The organism is Mesorhizobium sp. P2_A8, assembly GCF_056404935.1.
Genome location: NZ_JBFUDB010000004.1, coordinates 214,060 through 229,001, shown reverse-complemented (window position 1 = coordinate 229,001; position 14,942 = coordinate 214,060). Strand labels below are relative to the sequence as shown.

At 63.9% G+C, this 14,942-nt stretch carries 15 protein-coding genes; 7 read left to right on the top strand and 8 right to left on the bottom strand.

Annotation, left to right across the window (positions count from 1 at the left end; translation table 11 throughout):
• Nucleotides 1-6 precede the first annotated feature (6 nt).
• Together AC1D10_RS13580 and ilvD are read right to left on the bottom strand one after the other, a co-directional pair.
• Nucleotides 7-1,299 (bottom strand): amidohydrolase family protein, encoded by a 1,293-nt coding sequence (locus AC1D10_RS13580; protein ID WP_477272460.1) that lies wholly within the window; start codon nt 1,297-1,299, stop codon nt 7-9.
• 87 nt (nt 1,300-1,386) lie between these two features.
• Nucleotides 1,387-3,231 (bottom strand): dihydroxy-acid dehydratase, encoded by a 1,845-nt coding sequence (gene ilvD, locus AC1D10_RS13575; RefSeq protein ID WP_477272458.1) that lies wholly within the window; start codon nt 3,229-3,231, stop codon nt 1,387-1,389.
• 272 nt (nt 3,232-3,503) lie between these two features.
• On the opposite strand from ilvD, the gene AC1D10_RS13570 reads away from it, so the two are divergent.
• Nucleotides 3,504-3,974, top strand: a complete 471-nt coding sequence (locus AC1D10_RS13570) for a VOC family protein (protein WP_477272456.1) — start codon at nt 3,504-3,506, stop codon at nt 3,972-3,974.
• A gap of 37 nt (nt 3,975-4,011) precedes the next feature.
• Here AC1D10_RS13570 and AC1D10_RS13565 read toward each other — a convergent pair whose 3' ends face one another.
• A complete protein-coding gene (locus tag AC1D10_RS13565) occupies nt 4,012-5,604 on the bottom strand; it encodes a peptide chain release factor 3 (protein WP_477272454.1) in 1,593 nt (530 codons plus the stop codon).
• Nucleotides 5,605-5,744: 140 nt separating this feature from the next.
• On the opposite strand from AC1D10_RS13565, the gene AC1D10_RS13560 reads away from it, so the two are divergent.
• The gene (locus AC1D10_RS13560) at nt 5,745-6,818 is read left to right on the top strand and encodes an NAD(P)/FAD-dependent oxidoreductase (RefSeq protein ID WP_477272452.1); all 1,074 of its coding nucleotides are present in this window, start codon (nt 5,745-5,747) and stop codon (nt 6,816-6,818) included.
• Here the strand turns inward: AC1D10_RS13560 and AC1D10_RS13555 are convergent.
• The 3 genes from AC1D10_RS13555 to AC1D10_RS13545 form a co-directional block, all read right to left on the bottom strand.
• Nucleotides 6,812-8,185, bottom strand: coding sequence for an amidase (locus tag AC1D10_RS13555; protein ID WP_477272450.1), 1,374 nt, complete (start codon nt 8,183-8,185; stop codon nt 6,812-6,814). The genes AC1D10_RS13560 and AC1D10_RS13555 overlap by 7 nt on opposite strands.
• Before the next feature lie 168 nt (nt 8,186-8,353).
• A complete protein-coding gene (locus tag AC1D10_RS13550; protein WP_477272449.1) occupies nt 8,354-9,154 on the bottom strand; it encodes a class II glutamine amidotransferase in 801 nt (266 codons plus the stop codon).
• A gap of 14 nt (nt 9,155-9,168) precedes the next feature.
• Entirely contained in the window at nt 9,169-9,423 is a 255-nt protein-coding gene (locus AC1D10_RS13545) for a DUF6356 family protein (protein ID WP_477272448.1), read from the bottom strand.
• A gap of 114 nt (nt 9,424-9,537) precedes the next feature.
• Between AC1D10_RS13545 and AC1D10_RS13540 the strand changes: the two genes are divergently transcribed.
• From AC1D10_RS13540 to AC1D10_RS13520, 5 genes are all read left to right on the top strand, one after another.
• Nucleotides 9,538-10,008 carry an Lrp/AsnC family transcriptional regulator gene (locus AC1D10_RS13540; protein ID WP_477272446.1) on the top strand — a complete coding sequence of 157 codons (471 nt, stop codon included), beginning with the start codon at nt 9,538-9,540 and terminating at the stop codon, nt 10,006-10,008.
• A gap of 78 nt (nt 10,009-10,086) precedes the next feature.
• Nucleotides 10,087-10,572, top strand: coding sequence for a dUTP diphosphatase (gene dut, locus AC1D10_RS13535; protein WP_477272444.1), 486 nt, complete (start codon nt 10,087-10,089; stop codon nt 10,570-10,572).
• A complete protein-coding gene (locus AC1D10_RS13530) occupies nt 10,572-11,231 on the top strand; it encodes an HAD family hydrolase (RefSeq protein ID WP_477272442.1) in 660 nt (219 codons plus the stop codon). The genes dut and AC1D10_RS13530 overlap by 1 nt, the downstream gene beginning before the upstream one ends.
• Nucleotides 11,232-11,322: 91 nt before the next feature.
• Nucleotides 11,323-12,177 (top strand): hypothetical protein, encoded by an 855-nt coding sequence (locus AC1D10_RS13525; protein ID WP_477272440.1) that lies wholly within the window; start codon nt 11,323-11,325, stop codon nt 12,175-12,177.
• Between the two features lie 80 nt (nt 12,178-12,257).
• Nucleotides 12,258-13,061: an isocitrate lyase/PEP mutase family protein gene (locus AC1D10_RS13520; protein ID WP_477272438.1), complete on the top strand. Its 804-nt coding sequence runs from the start codon at nt 12,258-12,260 to the stop codon at nt 13,059-13,061.
• A 110-nt stretch (nt 13,062-13,171) separates the two neighbouring features.
• Here AC1D10_RS13520 and AC1D10_RS13515 read toward each other — a convergent pair whose 3' ends face one another.
• Both AC1D10_RS13515 and AC1D10_RS13510 read right to left on the bottom strand, forming a co-directional pair.
• Complete coding sequence (locus AC1D10_RS13515; RefSeq protein ID WP_477272436.1) at nt 13,172-13,867, bottom strand: sulfate transporter family protein; 696 nt, start codon at nt 13,865-13,867, stop codon at nt 13,172-13,174.
• Nucleotides 13,868-14,000: 133 nt separating this feature from the next.
• Nucleotides 14,001-14,918 (bottom strand): DMT family transporter, encoded by a 918-nt coding sequence (locus AC1D10_RS13510; RefSeq protein ID WP_477272434.1) that lies wholly within the window; start codon nt 14,916-14,918, stop codon nt 14,001-14,003.
• Nucleotides 14,919-14,942 lie beyond the last annotated feature (24 nt).

Sequence of the window (14,942 nt, the reverse complement as noted above, 5' to 3'; positions counted from 1 at the left end):
CCTGTTCTATTGGGCCTGATGCGGCGTGAGGTGCCTGCGATTCACTTGGCCTGGCCTGCCCGGAATGGAAAGCCTGGTATCCTGCCTCATTCGCTCCGCCACCACCTTGCCCCTGGCGATGACGCACAGGCGCTCGGCGCGCAGGCGCAAAGCCTCGATCGGATTGCCGGCATCGAGGATGACAAGGCTAGCGCGCTTGCCGACCGCCAGGCCGAGATGATCGAGCCCCATGATCGACGCGTTGACATTGGTGACCATGTCGAAACAGCGCGCCATGTCGGCCGGGCTCGACATCTGGGCAACATGCAAGCCCATGAAGGCGACGTCGAGCATGTCGGCGGTGCCGAGCGAATACCAGGGATCGAGCACGCAATCCTGGCCCCAGCCGACGCGGATGCCCAGCGCTTGCATCTCCTTGACCCGGGTCATGCCCCGTCGCTTGGGGAAGGTGTCGTGGCGGCCCTGCAGCATGATGTTGATCAGCGGGTTGGGGATCGCCGAAACGCCCGCCTCGGCGATCATCGGCAAAAGCTTCGAGACATAGTAATTGTCCATCGAATGCATCGAGGTGAGGTGCGAGCCGGCGACCTTGCCCTGCAGGCCGAGGCGCTGCGTCTCATAGGCAAGCTGCTCGATATGGCGCGACAGCGGGTCGTCGGTCTCGTCGCAATGCAGGTCGACCATCAGACCGCGCCCTGCCGCGATCTCGCACAGCTCCGTCACCGAGCGCGTACCATCGGCCATGGTGCGCTCGAAGTGCGGAATGCCACCGACGATGTCGACGCCCATGTCGAGCGCGCGGATGGTGTTGTCGCGTGCCGTCGGCGAACGATAGAACCCGTCCTGCGGAAAGGCGACCAATTGCAGATCGATATACGGGGCGATCGTCTTCTTGACGTCGAGCAGGGCTTCGACCGCCAGCAGCCTGTCATCGCAGACATCGACATGGGTGCGGATGGCGAGCAGGCCCATCGACACCGCCCAGTCGCAATAGGCAAGCGCGCGGTCGCGCACCGCCTCATGCGTCAAAAGCGGCTTCAGTTCGCCCCACAGCGAAATGCCTTCGAGCAGCGTGCCAGAGGCGTTAATGCGCGGAATGCCGTAGGAGAGCGTTGCGTCCATGTGGAAATGCGGGTCGACGAAGGGCGGCGAGACCAGATTGCCACTGGCATCGATCGTCGTGCCGGCAGCGACGTCGAGCTTCGGCTCAATCGCCGCGATCGTCTCGCCGTTGATGCCGATGTCGGCGACCCTGCCATCAGGCAGCGTGCCGCCGCGAACGATAAGGTCGAAATCCATCTGTCGTCATCCCGCTTAAAAGAACCATCCGGCGCCGTCCGGCGCGGCTTCCCCTTCTCCCACAAGGGGAGAAGGAAAAGGCGGGGCCTATTCAGGCACGAACCTGACCGCGCCCTTGGCCGCGCTGGTCGCCATCGCGGCATAGGCGCGCAAGGCTGTCGTCACCTTGCGCTTGCGCTTTTCCTCGGGCTTCCAGGCAGCCGTGCCCTTGGCATCCATGGCCGCCCGGCGGCTGGCGAGTTCAGCATCGCCGACGGCGAGACGGATGGTCCGGTTCGGGATGTCGATCTCGACCGTATCGCCCTCCTGCACCAGGCCGATCAAACCGCCCTCGGCCGCCTCAGGCGAGACATGGCCGATCGACAGACCCGAGGTGCCGCCGGAAAAGCGACCGTCGGTGACCAGTGCGCAGGCTTTGCCTAGCCCCTTCGACTTCAGATAGCTGGTCGGGTAGAGCATCTCCTGCATGCCGGGGCCGCCGCGTGGTCCCTCATAGCGGATGACAACGACATCGCCGGCCTTGATCTCGTTGGACAGGATCGCCTTGACGCTGGCGTCCTGGCTTTCAAACACCCGCGCCGGGCCGGTGAACTTCAGGATCGACTCGTCGACGCCGGCGGTCTTCACGATGCAGCCGTCGAGCGCCAGATTGCCTTTCAGCACGGCAAGGCCGCCATCCTTTGAGAAGGGATGCTGGGCTGAGCGGATGACACCCTTTTCGCGGTCGAGGTCGAGCTCGTCCCAGCGGCGGTCCTGGCTAAAGGCGACCTGCGTCGGCACACCACCAGGTGCGGCGAGGAAGAAATCACGCACGCTCTGGCTGGTCGAGCGGGATATATCCCAATGGTCGAGTGCGTCACCCAGCGTCCGCGTGTGCACGGTCGGCAGGTCGCGGTTGATCAAGCCGGCATTGTCGAGCTGGCCGAGGATGGCAAAAATGCCGCCGGCGCGGTGGACGTCTTCCATGTGGACATCGGACTTGGCGGGAGCCACCTTGCACAGCACCGGCACCTTGCGTGAGAGCGCGTCGATGTCATCCTGATCGAAGTCGATCTCGCCCTCATGCGCGGCGGCGAGGATGTGCAGCACGGTGTTGGTCGAGCCGCCCATGGCGATGTCGAGCGTCATGGCGTTCTCGAAGGCGCCTTTCGAGGCGATGTTGCGCGGCAGGGCCGTCTCGTCATCCTGCTCGTAATAACGCTGGGCGAGATCGACGATCAGGTGGCCGGCCTCGACGAACAGCCGCTTGCGGTCGGCATGTGTGGCCAAGGTCGAGCCGTTGCCGGGCAGCGAGAGACCCAGGGCCTCGGTCAAACAATTCATCGAATTGGCGGTGAACATGCCGGAGCAGGAGCCGCAGGTCGGACAGGCCGAGCGTTCGATGACCTTGACGTCCTCATCGGAAATCTTGTCGTCGGCGGCCGCCACCATGGCGTCGACGAGGTCGAGCGCCTGCGCCTTGCCGGCGAGCACCACCTTGCCGGCTTCCATCGGGCCGCCGGAAACGAAGACGGTCGGGATGTTGAGACGCAGCGACGCCATCAGCATGCCGGGTGTGATCTTGTCGCAATTGGAGATGCAGACCATGGCGTCGGCGCAGTGGGCGTTGACCATGTATTCGACCGAGTCGGCGATCAGCTCGCGCGACGGCAGCGAATAGAGCATGCCGTCATGGCCCATGGCGATGCCGTCATCGACGGCGATGGTGTTGAACTCCTTGGCAACGCCGCCGGCCTTCTCGATCTCGCGCGCGACCAGCTGGCCAAGGTCCTTCAGGTGCACATGGCCCGGCACGAACTGCGTGAAGGAATTGACCACCGCGATGATCGGCTTGCCGAAATCGGAATCCTTCATACCGGTGGCGCGCCAGAGGCCGCGTGCGCCGGCCATGTTGCGGCCATGGGTGGTGGTGCGGGAGCGATAGGCAGGCATGAATTTTCCTTGGCTGGCTGGCTGCGCTCGATGCGGAGCGTGGCGGCGCTGAATTCGGACCGCAGGCGTTATAGACGCGCAAGCCTGGTCTGGCCACAATTTTGCGATGCGCCAGATTCTTCGAAAACCCGGTTTCTGCGAAAAAATTGCAGACCGCTGTCGGATTGCGCGCCGCACGCCCGTCCTTGGACAAACGGCAAGGGAATGGCACCCCATTCTCGGAGTGAGCCGTTTCACCATAGCAGCAACCGAAACAGCGTGAGGAGCACGACATGAAAAAGATCACCACCTGCCTGTGGTTCGATGGCCAGGCCGAGGAGGCCATGAACCTTTACACCTCCATCTTCAAGAATTCGAAGGTGCTGAGCGTGATGCGTTGGCCCAAGGGCCACGCCGATGAAGGCAAAGTGCTGGTCGCCTCGTTCGAGCTCGACGGCGTGCCGTTCCAGGCGCTCAATGGTGGACCGCAATACAAGTTTACCGAGGCAATGTCGCAGTCGATCGACTGCAAGACGCAGGAAGAGGTCGACCATTTCTGGACCAGGCTCACGGAGGGCGGCGGCGAGCCCGGCCCATGCGGCTGGTTGAAGGACAGGTTCGGCGTCTCCTGGCAGGTCGTGCCGGAGCAACTGCCCAGGCTGCTTCAGGATCCGGACGGGGCCAAGGCTGGCCGGGTCATGTCTGCTATGATGCAGATGGGCAAGATCGACATCGCCAAGATCGAAGAGGCAGCGAAAGGCTGAGTAGGTCGGGCCAGAGATTGCCGGCGCGCCGGCAGGTTCAAGCCGCCTTGTCGCGGACCTGATAGTCCTTGATCGTGGCGAAGCGGATCGCTTTCCAGCGTTCCGCTTCGTAATTGAGCGAGAAGGCGTGCTGGGCGAGGAACACCGGATCGTTGTCGAGGTCGCGGGCGATGTCGCCACGATGCGCCTCGATGAAACGCAGAACCTCCGCCTTGTCGTCGGCCGAGATCCACCGGCAGACCGAAAAGCGCGACATTTCGAACTCGACCGGCAGCGTGTATTCGAAGTTCAGCCGCTCTTTCAAGACGTCGAGCTGCAGCGCGCCGACGACGCCGACGATGGCCGGCGAGCCGTCCTCGGGCGAAAACAGCTGCACGACGCCCTCTTCGGCCATCTGGTGCAGCGCTTCCTTCAGCTTCTTGGCCTTCATCGCGTCGCCGAGGCGGACACGGCGCAGGATTTCCGGGGCGAAGTTCGGCACGCCGCGGAACAGGATCTCCTCACCTTCGGTCAGCGTGTCGCCGATGCGCAGCGTGCCGTGGTTGGGGATGCCGACGACATCGCCGGCAAACGCCTCGTCGGCGGTGACGCGGGTGCGGGCAAAGAAGAATTGTGGCGCCGACAAGGACATCGGCTTGCCGGTGCGCACGAGCTTGGCCTTCATGCCGCGTTCGAGCTTGCCCGAACAGACGCGGACGAAGGCGATGCGGTCGCGGTGGTTGGGATCCATGTTGGCCTGGATCTTGAAGACGAACGACGTCATCTTGTCCTCGGTCGCCTCGACCTTGCGGGTGTCGGCTTCCTGCGCACGCGGCGGCGGGCCGTAGGCGCCGAGCGCCTCGATCAGGTCGCGGACGCCATAATTGCGCAACGCCGAGCCGAAATAGACCGGCGTCAGATGGCCTTCGCGAAAAGCGTCGATGTCGAGCGGACGGCAGGCTTCGCGCGCCAGTTCCAGTTCCTCGATGAAGGCTTCGCGCTCGTTCTCCGGCAGCAGCCCGGCGACGCGATTGGAATCGGGACCGTTGACCGGCGTGCGTTCCTTCTCGTCGTCGCCCCTGCGCACGGCGTTCAGCGCCAGATGATAGGTGCCTGAAAACGTCTTGCCGCGGCCGATCGGCCAGGTGATGGGTGCTGTGTCCAGCGCCAGCTTCTGCTCGATCTCGTCCAAAATCTCGAACGGATCGCGGCTTTCGCGGTCCATCTTGTTGACGAAGGTGATGATCGGGATGTCGCGCAGCCGGCAGACCTCGAACAGTTTCAGCGTGCGCGGCTCGATGCCCTTGGCGGCATCGATGACCATGACCGCGCTGTCGACCGCCGACAGCGTGCGATAGGTGTCGTCGGCAAAATCCTCGTGGCCGGGCGTGTCGAGCAGGTTGAAGACATTGTCCTCGTATTCGAACGTCATCACTGAGGTAACGACCGAAATGCCGCGCTCGCGCTCGATCTTCATCCAGTCGGACCGGGTCTGGATCTTGTCTTTCTTGGCCTTGACCTCGCCGGCAAGCTGGATGGCGCCGCCGAACAGCAGCAGCTTTTCGGTGAGCGTCGTCTTGCCGGCGTCCGGGTGCGCGATGATCGCGAATGTGCGGCGGCGGGATACCGCTTGTTCGATGTCTTCAGCCAATGTCTGGAATCCTGTCTGTGGCGCGGGCTTCTAGCAGTGCATTTCCAGCCTGTCGAACAGATTTGACCGGATCAGCCTGCTGGCACTTGAGATAGGCCCGCCGCGATGGCATCAAAAGATCCGTTCGGCAGAGGTTCAGCATGAGTGCAGTCAAGCAAGTGATCGTCATCGGCGCCGGGATCATCGGTGCCTCCATCGCCTGGCATCTGACCAAGGCGGGTGCCCAGGTGACGGTCATCGCCGACAGCGCCGCCGGCGGGGTTGCGACGCCGAACTCGTTCGCCTGGATCAACGCCAGCCGGGGCAATCCGGAGCCCTATTTCCGTCTGCGCATCCGCGCGATGGCCGAATGGTCGCGGCTGGCGCGAGACCTGCCCGAAACTCCGCTCAGCTGGTGCGGCGGCTTGTGCTGGGATTTGTCGGCGGCGGCGATGGAAACCTACGCCACCGAGCATTCATCCTGGGGCTACGGCATCAGCCAAGTCGACCGGGCCGGCGTTGCGCGCATCGAGCCCAATCTCGCCGAGCTTCCCGACGCCGCCTTGCATGTCGCCGAAGAGGGTGTCGCCGAACCGGTGGCCGCCACCAAGGCGCTGCTGGCCGATGCCGAACGGCGCGGAGCGCGGATCATCTCCAGCACGGTCACGGCGCTGGTCCAGACCGGCGGCAGGATTGCCGGGGTGGACACCTCGCATGGCCTGATGGCCGCCGACGAGGTGGTGATCGCGGCCGGCGTCGGCTCGCCGGATATTGCCGCGACGGCTGGTATCAACCTGCCGATCGAGACGCCGCCCGGGCTGATCGTCCATTCGCGGCCTTGCAAGAAACTGCTCAATGGCCTGGTGCTGGCCGAGCGGCTGCACATGCGCCAGACGGCGGAGGGTCGCATCATCGCCGGCTCGGATTTCGGCGGCGCCGATCCGGGCATGGATGCTGAAATCACGGCCAGCGAGCTGTTTGCGACCCTGCAAGGCAGTTTGCGCGGCGGCGACGAACTGGAGCTGGACTTCCACACGGTCGGCTACCGGCCAACCCCGATAGATGGCTTTCCGATCATCGGCCGCGCTGAAGGCATGGACGGTGTCTACGTCGCCGTCATGCATTCCGGCATCACGCTGGCGCCGGCTGTCGGCCTGTTCGCCGCACGGGAAATCCTCGACGGCGACCGCGACCCGCTACTGGGCGCTTACGGATTGTCGCGCTTCGCTCAATAGCCAGGCGGACGGCGAGAGCCACCGGTCAACGGTTCGATTGCCCTGGCGATGCCGAGCAGTCGCGATTCCGACCAGCGTTTGCCGACCAGTTGCAGGCCGATCGGCAAGCCGTCGCTATCCTGTCCGCACGGCATCGAAAGTGCCGGATGACCGCTGTAGTTGAACACCGCTCCATAGGCCGGCAGCATCCAGTAGCTCTGCCCGTTTCCATCGACCTGGATCGGCGTGCCGGGCTCGCAATGCGGGAAGGCTGTGGTCATGGCGACCGGACAGAGCAGCGCATCCCAGCTTTCGAAGAACTGGTCCCAGGCGAGAATGGATCTGTCACGGCGTGCGAGCGCCTCGAACCAGCGAGACACCGGCGTCGGAGCCTCCGGTGGCTCGGGTTGCGCGGCCTCCATCATCATGCCGATCAGCGCCCCGCCCTGCTCCAAATCATCATGCAAATCGAGCTTTGGGAGTTTCGCTTCCTCGACGATCGCTCCTGCCGATTGCAGCTGCCTGGCGAGGTTTTCGACTGCCGCGCTGATCGCGCCAGCCACCGGAAACCCGGGAAAGGACGGCGCGAAGGCGACGCGCAGTGTCTTGAGGCTGAGCTTCGGCATGTCCTCGACCGGCACCGGCGCAAGATCGGTGTCGCTTCCGTCGGGCCCGGCTATGATCCCGTAGATAAGTGCCAGGTCCTCGGTACTGCGCGCCAGCGGGCCGAGGCAGGACATCAACCGCACGCTGCGCGCGGCAGCGCCCGGATCGGGGAAGGCGCCGGCCAGCGAGACGCGATGCTCGGTCGGTTTGAGGCCATAGACACCGCAGAAGGCGGCAGGCAGGCGGATCGAATCCTGCATGTCGGTGCCGACATCGAAGGGTGTCATCCCTGCGCAAAGCGCCGCCGCCGCACCACCGCTGGAGCCACCCGCCGTGCGCTGGAGGTTCCAGGGATTGCAGGTGCGGCCGAACAGTGGATTGTTCGACTGCCAGTCCGACAGCATGACCGCGACATTGGTCTTGGCCATCAGCAGGCCGCCGGCTGCCTTCAGCCGGGCAGCGACCGGGCTGTCCCGTCTGGCGACATAGTCGGCGAAGGGCGGGAAGCCGACCGTGGTCTTCATGCCTGCCGTCTCGTGCATGTCCTTCAGCGTGAACGGCACGCCGTGCAGTGGCCCGAGTGCGGCGCCGCGCGCTTGGGCTGCGTCGGCCTTTTTGGCGCGCTCGCGGGCGCCCTCCCGGTCGAGCGAAATGACGGCGTTGACCGCCTCATTGTGCTTGTCGATCTGCGCCAGATGCGCGTCGAGCGCTTCGACGGCCGAGATTTTCCGTGTGGCGATCGCGGCGGCCAGTTCGACGGTCGAGGAAAAGACGAGGTCCATGACGAATGCTCCGGCTTGGCCGCGCTCGTCCCGTCAAGATGGCGGAAGGCGGCGCGAGTTCAAGACTTCAAGCGGAGTGGAGCACTGCAGGGTCCGCCGCGTTTGATCGGAATTGCGCTGCGGTCGATAGAGGTCGGAGCTGTCCCGCGACTTTGTTGCAATTTGCAACTAGACGGCCAGTGCCAGCCTGGCCGATGCCGGAGCAAAGGGACGGATGGTGATGCCGTCCCTGGTCATGGTGACGAAGCTCGATGGCGGGATGGCCTGCCAGTCGCCGCCCTCGCGGTCGAAGGGTTCGGAAACGATGCAGCGGCCGCCGCCCTTGCGCAAGACGGAGGTGTAGAGCGTCGGGGCGTGGGCGTCAGTGGCATAGCGCACCGCATGCAGCGCCTGCCCGTCCGAAAAGGCGGCGGTGAGTTTCAACGCCGGCTCGAGGCCGGCGCGGCGCGATGCGTCGAGCACCCGGCTGGTGGCGCGTGAGACGGCGCCTTGAGGATCGGCGGCCAATCCCTCGTCAATCATCAGGAGAAAAAACAGTTCGGAATCGGTGGTGCCTTCGCGCTGGTCAAAGACGGCGTCGGACAGCGAATTCTCCAGCGCGCGGCGGATCTTTTCGAAGCCGCCGATCTGGCCGTTGTGCATGAACGACCAGCGGCCCGAAATGAAGGGATGGCAGTTCATGCGGCTGGTGGCGCCGCCGGTCGAGGCCCGTACATGGGCCAGGAACAGGCCGGATTTGATCTGCCGGCACAGGCTCTTCAGATTGGGATCGGACCAGGCCGGCAGGATGTCGCGGTACAGACCCGGTTCCTGACGGTCGCCATACCAGGCAAGGCCGAAACCGTCGCCATTGGTCGGCGATTTCGCTTCCTGGGCGCAATGGCTCTGGGCGATCAGCGAGTGACAGGGCGCCGTGAGGATGTCTTCGAGAAAGACCGCTTCACCGAAATAGGCCGCCCACCGGCACATCGCTCTGTCGTCCTCTAGGCACGATCCGGAAGCGCCGAGGGGCGTTCGATCGTGCGTGTGCCTCTGTTGTGCGTCCGCTCGTAAAGCTCGCGGACGATTCGGCTGGCGGTAGTCTCAAACAGAAATGGCAAGAAAGCGTGAACGAGTGCGGCACCCGCCGCCATCATCAACCGCGACGAGAACCAGGCGGCAAAGGCCATATGGCCGAAATAGGTTTCGCCGACCTTGGCCGGATGCGAGGTGAAGATCTTTGCGAGCCGTGCCGACATGCTGGTTCCCCTTCAGTGCTTGAGTTCCTGATATGAGTATCCTGACACGCTTTGCCGGTTCATCGGTCTCAAAATGTCCTTGTATTTGGCCATTCGATGGGACAAACATCCCACATGGCGCTGGAAATCGATGAAATCGACCGAAAATTGCTGACTGAATTGCAGCGCGACGGCACGCTGTCGGTCGACCAGTTGTCGGAACGGGTGACCTTGTCGCGCAATGCCTGCTGGCGCCGGGTGAAGCGGCTTGAGGAGGATGGCGTCATCACCGGCCGCGTGGCGTTGGTCGATGCCGAAAAGCTCGGGCTTGGCCTTTCGGTATTCATCCTGATCCGTACGTCCAACCACGACCCGGACTGGCTGCAGAAATTCCGGGCCGCGGTGACCGGCTTTCCCGAGATCACCGGCGTCTATCGCATGTCCGGTGACCTCGACTATGTGCTGCGCGCCCGCGTCGCCGACGTGAAGGCCTATGACCGGCTGTATCAGCGGCTCATCGCCAAGGTGGCGCTTTCGGATGTTTCCGCCTCCTTCGTGATGGAGGAGATCAAGGAGACGACGGTTGTTCCGATGGTCATGCCATAGTGATGCCCGAAAGAAAGCCGTTGATAGCGCCAGAGCCGAGTTGACCGAATCGCCGTTCGCGCCGATAGGATCGATTTTATGCGCGCAGCCCTTCAAACTCCCTCCGTCATCGGTCCGACCGTCGGCTTCGTCAGGTTGCCGCACGGTGAAGGACTTCCCCTCCCCGCCTATGAAAGCACCGGTGCAGCCGGCATGGATCTGCGCGCCGCGGTGCCCGACGACCGGCCGCTGCTGATCCTGCCGGGAAAGCGCGCCCTGGTGCCGACCGGGCTGATCCTGGAAATTCCCGAAGGCATGGAAGGCCAGGTCCGGCCGCGCTCTGGCCTCGCCTTCAAACACGGCCTTACCGTCCTCAACACACCCGGCACCATCGACAGCGACTATCGCGGCGAGGTGAAGGTGCTCCTGATCAATCTCGGCGACGAGGATTTCGCGGTGACGCGCGGCATGCGCATCGCCCAGATCGTTTTTGCGACGGTGACGCAGGCGGCGGTGGAAGAGCGGACATTGGCCGGCGGCACGGCGCGTGGCTCGGGCGGGTTCGGATCGACCGGCACCGCCTGATGCAAATTCCGAAACTTGTTATCTTCGACTGCGACGGGATTCTGGTCGATACCGAGAATCTCGCCAATCGACGCCTCGCTGAATGGCTGAGCGCTGCTGGCTATCCGACAAGCTTCGAATATTGCCGCAAGAATTTCTCCGGCCGCAGCATGGCGTCGGTGCAGAAGCAGATCGAAGAGGAAACCAGCGTCAGGCTCGGCGCCGATTTCGTCGATCGCTGGAATGCCGGACTGCCGGACCTGTTCGCCCACGGGGTCGAGGCGATCCCTTACGTCCGCGAGTTCGTCGAAAAGGTGCGTTCGGCCGGTATCGCCTATTGCGTCGCCACCTCTGCCCGGGTGTCGAAGATGCACATCACGCTTGGCCAGACCGGGCTGCTGCCGCTGTTCGAACATGCGATGTTCAGCTCGACCATGGTCGGCCGCGGCAAGCCGTTCCCCGACCTGTTCCTGCATGCGGCGAAGACCATGGGCTTTACGCCTGCCGACTGCATCGTCATCGAGGACAGCGTCGCCGGCACGCAAGCCGGCATCGCCGCCGGCATGCGGGTGTTCTCCTATCATGGCGACCCCTATTCCGACCGCGACGGCCTGATCCAGGCCGGCGGCATCCTGTTCGACGACATGCGCGAACTGGCCGGGCTGGTGCCGATCCACTGATCCGCTGGCCACTGCCCGCTGGGTTGACGGACGGACTGGACGCCCCGGACCGCTATGCTACCTTCCGCGCGCCCGACAGCCCGAGGCGCCCATGCCAACGAACCTGCTTCGCTTCATCCTCGCCCTGATGCTGCTGCCGTTCTTGTGGACCGCGGCGGATGCGCAAGCCGTCAGCTTCCCGGACCCCGCCAGCGCGTTGCCGGGCCACAAGGACGTCACCTATCTCGACCTGGCGAGGATGGTCATTCCAGATCTCGCCGCAGACAAGGACGGCTTCTACAAAGGCGGGTTGCCGATCAAGATACGGCATGTCGAGGGGCCGGATAGTGGCGGTTCGCCGCCAGAGACATCGGGCTTTTCCAATGCCGCAGTGCTTGCCATCAAGGCCGGCGGCAAGGACCGGCTGACGATGCTGTTCGACCTCGGCGATTCTCCCGACAGCGCCGAAGGTTATGCGGTGCTGGCGCTGTACGACATTGCCGGCAAGCCGACGCTTCTCGACGCCGTCAATGTCGCCGTCGACCGTGGCACCTATTTCCGCGAACCCGGCAAGCTTTCGGTCAGCGCCAACGATGACGTCCTCATCACCATGAGCATGCATTTCAATTCGAACCAGAACTATGTGATCACGCCGCTGATCATGGTCCGCGACGACAAGTTCGAACTGATCGACATGATCTATACGTTCGATGAAAAGCTGTGCGCCTACAGCCGCAAGCAGGATGTGGCGTTCGAGACCATCGCCGACGGGCAACCCTATGCCGCCATCAAGGTGACGGTGACAGACAGCACCGTGCCCGGCGAAGAAAGCTGCGACGATGCCCCGCCCGAAGCGGCATCGCAGGACATTTCGGTCACCTATCGCTGGGACACAAAAACGTCGCGCTACGTCAAGGATTCCGACGCGCTGGACAGATTGGCAGCAGAGAACGAGAAACGCTTCTGAACCAAGCGCATTCGTTTGCCCGGGCAAGGAGGGCAAGCTAGAATCCTCTCCGCCACGCCGCACATGATGGGGGAACTACCATGGACAAGGGCAAGATCTTTCGTGACCTGCATGCCTCGACTTTCGTCATGCCCAATCCCTGGGACGTCGGCACGACGAAGCTGCTGGATTCGTTCGGCTTCAAGGCGCTGGCGACGACCAGCGCCGGCTTTGCCTTTTCGCGCGGCCTGCCGGACGGGTCGGTGACCTTCGAGGCGATGATCCATCATTGCCGCGAAGTGACGGCGGCGACCAGCCTGCCGGTCTCGGCCGACCTCGAGAAAGGCAAGGGCGACAGCGCCGAGCGTGCCGCCGAAACCATCTTCGCGGCCGAAGCGGCCGGCCTTGCCGGCTGCTCGATCGAGGACCACACCGGCGATCCGGACAAGCCGATCTATGATTTCTCGCACGCCGTCGAGCGCGTCGCGGCGGCCGTTGAGGCGGCGCGTGCGTTGAAGCGCGATTTCGTCTTCACGGCTCGCGCCGAGAATTTCCTGTGGGGCAAGTCCGACCTTGACGACACGATCAAGCGGCTGCAGGCCTTCGAGAAGGCCGGCGCCGACGTGCTTTATGCGCCAGGCATCGGCGATGTCGAGATGGTCCGCACGATCTGCTCGGCGGTAAGCAAGCCGGTCAACGTCATGGCGAGGCCCGATTTCACCATTACCGATCTCGCCACGGCCGGCGTCAAACGCATTTCGCTCGGGCCGTGGCTGACCAATTTTGCCTATGGCATGCTGGAAACGGCAGCACGCGAGATCCAGCAGGACGGAACGTTCGGCTTTACCCGCGCCGCCATGCCGTTCGGCAAATTGCAGGCGCTGTTTGCCAAATCTTCAACTTGAAAGAGGCCTGTCGCATGACGCTTGCCGTCGTCGACGGGCGGCGGGCCGCTGAGAACCGTGACGAGTTCGGACGCGGATTTCTCCTTCGCCAAATTCGCCGATATTCAGGTCTAGCCAGCTTCCCGTGCCGAAATCGCCTTGTGCAGATGCACCATCATGGCGGCGGCGAACAGCGGCGTCACCAGATTGAGCAGCGGCACGGCGAGGAAGGCTGATATGACTAGCCCGGCGAGAAACACTGTGCCGGCATAGTGCCTGCGCAAGGCCCTGGCCTCTTCTTCCGGGCGAAAGCGCATGGCCGCGAATTCGAAGAACTCGCGGCCGAGCAGATAACCATTGACGATGAAGAAGGCGGCAATGTTGACACCCGGCACCAAGAGAAGCAGCAGGGCGACGATGTTGCCGAGGATGACGACGCCCAGGAACCTGGCTGACAAGACCAGCGAGCGCAGCGCGGGCATGGCGCGTCCGGTCGGATCGCGGGGATAGTCGGTGCGTTCGACCACCTCGGCGATGTCGTCGAGAAACAAGCCGGCAACGATCGCCGTCACCGGTGCGATGAGCAACGCCATGCCGAAGGCCAGCGCGATGGCGGCGATGATGCCGCCCAGCGCGCCGGCCCAGGACGGCATGCCGGGCAGCAGCGCGTGGAGCCATGGCAGGGCCAGCCACTCGACGAAGCTGGTGAGCCCGAACCACAAGGCCACCAGCGCCAGCAAGGTCAAGCCCAGCGTCTTGATGAACACCGAACGGAACTCGGGCGAGAACAACTGGCCGGCGGCGGCGCGGGCGGCGCTTGAGATCACGGTGCTTCCAACCTCTTGTCGAACGGGTCGCCTCGGAGATAGGCGAGGCGCCCGGCCGTCACAAGCGCCGATGGCTCTTTGTCTTGACGCAATTCCGGACGGAAAACCGCTTCACACTTTTCCTGGAATTGCGTTATCGAGCGAGTGCCGGCTTTCGAACCGGGATGGTCATCGCCGCGACGCCGGCGACAACAAAACCCATGCCAAGCCACGCCGTCGACCCAAGGCTTTCGCCGAGAAAGACGGCGCCGATGCCGACGCCGATCGGCACGCGCAGATAGGCTTGCGAGGTGGTGCCGACCGAGCCCAGTGTGTGGATGAGGCGGAAATAGATGACGAAGGCCAGCGCGGTAGAAAACACCGACAGGCCGAGCAAGGCCAGGATCGAGGCCGTCGACGGTGTCAGCGTCCAGGGCTGGTCGACCATCAGGCTGAGCGGCACCAACATGATGGCGCCGCAGAGCATCGAACCGGCGGCGGGCAGCATCGGATCGAGGCCCTTGAAGCCACGGCCGAAAATCGCCGCACCGGCATAGCAGATCGTCGCCGCGACGATTGCCAGTTGCGCCCAGAGCTCGTGACCGAGACCATCCAGCGCCTCGGTGCCGATGATGAGACAGATGCCGGCGATGCCGGCGCCGACGCCAATCAGTTTGCGCAACGTGACCGGTTCATGGCGGGTGATGAGCGCGGTCAGCAGGAAGGTGAAGATCGGCGAGGTCGCGTTGAGGATGGTGGCGAGGCCTGCGTCAACCGAGCGTTCGGCCGCAGCGATCAGCGTGAACGGCACGACGCTGTTGAGGCATGCCTGGAAGGCGAAGCGGCGCCAGCTTGCCGTGCCGCCCGGCATGGTGAGCCCACGCCAGCGGATGATGACGAACAGGATACCGCCGGCAATCAGGGTGCGCGCGGCAATGAACGTGACCGGCGGGATCGTTTCGACACCGATCTTGATGAAGGTATAGGAGGCGCCCCAAAGCACCGCCAGCACGGCGAGCAGCGCCAGGTCGGTCGTCATATCGTTCTTTGTCGGCCCGTTTTTTGTCGGCATGGACTGGCTCGCCTTCGAAAAATG